The sequence below is a fragment of the Kitasatospora sp. NPDC059803 genome (assembly GCF_042732255.1).
In the GTDB taxonomy this organism is placed as follows: domain Bacteria; phylum Actinomycetota; class Actinomycetes; order Streptomycetales; family Streptomycetaceae; genus Kitasatospora.
The window spans coordinates 66,410-69,158 of record NZ_JBHWIJ010000004.1; the positions used below are offsets into that span (position 1 = coordinate 66,410).

2 protein-coding genes are annotated in these 2,749 nt (G+C 75.5%); both read right to left on the reverse strand.

The window, feature by feature from the left end:
• Positions 1 to 106: 106 nt before the first annotated feature.
• A complete protein-coding gene (locus ACFV6I_RS01460) occupies positions 107 to 1,612 on the reverse strand; it encodes a leucyl aminopeptidase (protein ID WP_380336568.1) in 1,506 nt (501 codons plus the stop codon).
• 260 nt (positions 1,613 to 1,872) lie between these two features.
• Complete coding sequence (locus tag ACFV6I_RS01465; RefSeq protein WP_380423232.1) at positions 1,873 to 2,652, reverse strand: adenosylcobinamide-GDP ribazoletransferase; 780 nt, start codon at positions 2,650 to 2,652, stop codon at positions 1,873 to 1,875.
• Between the last annotated feature and the right edge of the window lie 97 nt (positions 2,653 to 2,749).

The window sequence follows — 2,749 nt, forward strand, 5'->3', positions numbered from 1 at the left end:
CCGGGCCCGCCCGGCCCCCCCCGCCGCCCCCCCGGCGCCCCCCCGCGCAACCGCCCGGGGGGCCCCCGCCCCCCCCCCCCGCCCCCCCCTCGACTCGGGTGCCTGATCAGGCCTTGCCGCCCGCCGCGGTCTGCTCGGCGAACCGGACCAGGGTGCGCACCGCGCTCGCGGTGCCGCCCTTCGGGGTGTAGCCGAACGGAGCGCTCTCGTGGAACGCCGGGCCGGCGATGTCCAGGTGCGCCCAGTCGATGCCCTCGGCCACGAACTCCTTCAGGAACAGGCCGGCCACCAGGCCGCCGCCCATCCGCTCGCCCATGTTCGCCAGGTCGGCGATGGTCGACTCGGTCATGCCCTTGCGCAGCTCGGCCGGCAGCGGCATCGGCCAGGACTGCTCGCCGACCTCGCCCGAGACGGTGTGCAGGGTCGCGCGCAGCTCGTCGTTGTTGGACATCACGCCGAAGGTGCGGTTGCCCAGGGCCAGCACCATGGCGCCGGTCAGGGTCGCCACGTCGACGATGACGTCCGGGTTCTCCTCGCCGGCGCGCACGATCGCGTCGGCCAGCACCAGACGGCCCTCGGCGTCGGTGTTCAGCACCTCGACGGTCTTGCCGCCGTACATGCGCAGCACGTCGCCGGGGCGGGTGGCGGAGCCGGACGGCATGTTCTCGGCCAGCGCCAGCCAGCCGGTCACGTTGACGGCCAGGCCCAGGCGCTTGGCGGCCACCACGGCGGCGAACACGGCGGCGGCGCCGGCCATGTCGCACTTCATGGTCTCGTTGTGGCCGGCCGGCTTCAGCGAGATGCCGCCCGAGTCGTAGGTGATGCCCTTGCCGATGAAGGCCAGCGTGGCCTTCGCCTTCGGGTGGGTGTAGGCCACCTTCACCAGCCGCGGCGGGTTGGCCGAGCCGTTGCCGACGCCCAGCAGGCCGCCGAAGCCGCCCTTGAGCAGCGCCTTCTCGTCGAGCACCTCGACCTTGAGGCCGTGCTCCTTGCCGGCCGCCTGGGCGATCGCGGCGAAGCTCTTCGGGTTCAGGTCGTTCGGCGCGGTGTTGACCAGGTCACGGGCCCGGTTCATCTCCTCGCCGACCGCGGCGGCGCGCTCCACGGCCGCCTTGGCGTCCTTGCTGCCCTTGCGGGGGGCCAGCACGACCAGCTCGCCGACCGGCTCCTTGCCGCTGCCGTCGGCCTTGTAGGTGCCGAAGGCGTACGAGCCGAGCAGGCCGCCCAGCGCGACGGCCTCGACCTCGTCCGCGGACTCGGCCGGCAGGGCCAGCGCGGCCTTCTTGGCGCCGGCCAGGGTGCGGGCGGCGACACCAGCGGCGCGGCGCAGCGCCTCCAGCTGGTAGCCGGCCTCGGCGGCCTCGCCGAGGCCGACCGCGAGCACGAGCGCGGCCTTCAGGCCGGCGGGGGAGGGCACCTTGACGGCCTCGCCCTCGGCGCCGGTCGCGCCCAGGGTGCTGAGGACCTCGGTCAGCTTGCCCTCGAACGCCTCGTTCACGGCCTCGGAGCCGGGGGCCAGCACGATGCCCTTGGGGCCCTTGGCGACACCGACCACCAGGGCGTCCGCGCGCAGCGAGGCGGCGGAGGAGGTGCTCACAGACAATGCAGTCACGTAATGCGTCCTGTTCTTTCGCGGTCCACGGCCGGTTGCGGCGAGGCTGCCGCACCGGCGCAACCCGCCGTCGCAGGCCGGACCGCCCGGCACGCTCCGGGTCCGGGCCCCCTGGCGCGCGCACCCGCGCAGGTCGCGGCCACGCACACCAGAGGCCCCGGCTCCTCGGGTCGGGCCGGGCGGGCAGGACCTGCGACGGTGCAGGGCTGCGGTGCTCCCCGCATGGTAGTCCGCATGGTGGGATCACGCGCCGCCCGGTGTCAGCCGAGCAACGCCAGGGCGAACAGCGAAGCGGTCGCGGCGGTTTCCGCCATCGCGCCGAGCACGTCCCCGGTGATTCCGCCGAACCGCCGTACGCAGCGCCGGAGCAGCAGCTGGGCGCAGCCGACGCCGAGCACAACGGACGTGGGGAGACGAAGGGTTGACGATCCGTCAAACAGTCCGAGGGTGGCCAGGGCGAGCGCCGCGGCGGCCGTCCCCGCGACCGCTCCGGCGGGTGCCACGGTGCCCGCCACCATCGCGCCCAGGCCGCCCGGCCGGGCGGCCGGCACCGACCGCAGGCAGCCCCAGGCGAGCGCGCACCGCGCGGTCACCGCCGACGCCAGCACCGCGAGCGCGCCGCGTGTGGTCGACTCGGCGAACTGTCCGGCCAGCGCGGCGATCTGGGCCAGCAGCACGAGAAGGAGGGTCAGGACGCCGAACGGGCCGATGTCGGACTGCTTCATGATGCGCAGAGCGTCCTCGGCCGGCTTCCCGCTGCCCAGGCCGTCGGCCACGTCCGCCAGACCGTCCAGGTGCAGCCCCCGGGTGAGCGCGGCCAGCACCCCCACCGCCGCCACCGCCCCGAGCAGCCCGCCGGCCCGCCAGGCCACCAGTGACCCCGCCCCGGCGGCCGCCGCGCCGAGCACCAGCCCCACCACGGGGGCCGCGGTCATCGCCCGCGCGGCCGCGGCCCGGTCCCACCGCTCCACCCGCACCCGCAGCACGGACAGCGTCCCGAACCCGAACCGGAGCCCCTCGGCCCAACTGGCGCCCTGCACGACGTGTTTCCCTCCGAACGGAAGCGGGGCGCGGCGGGGGGCCGGGGTGGGCGGGCACAAACAAGAAGGCCAAGAGGTCCCGCAGGGGGACAACCCC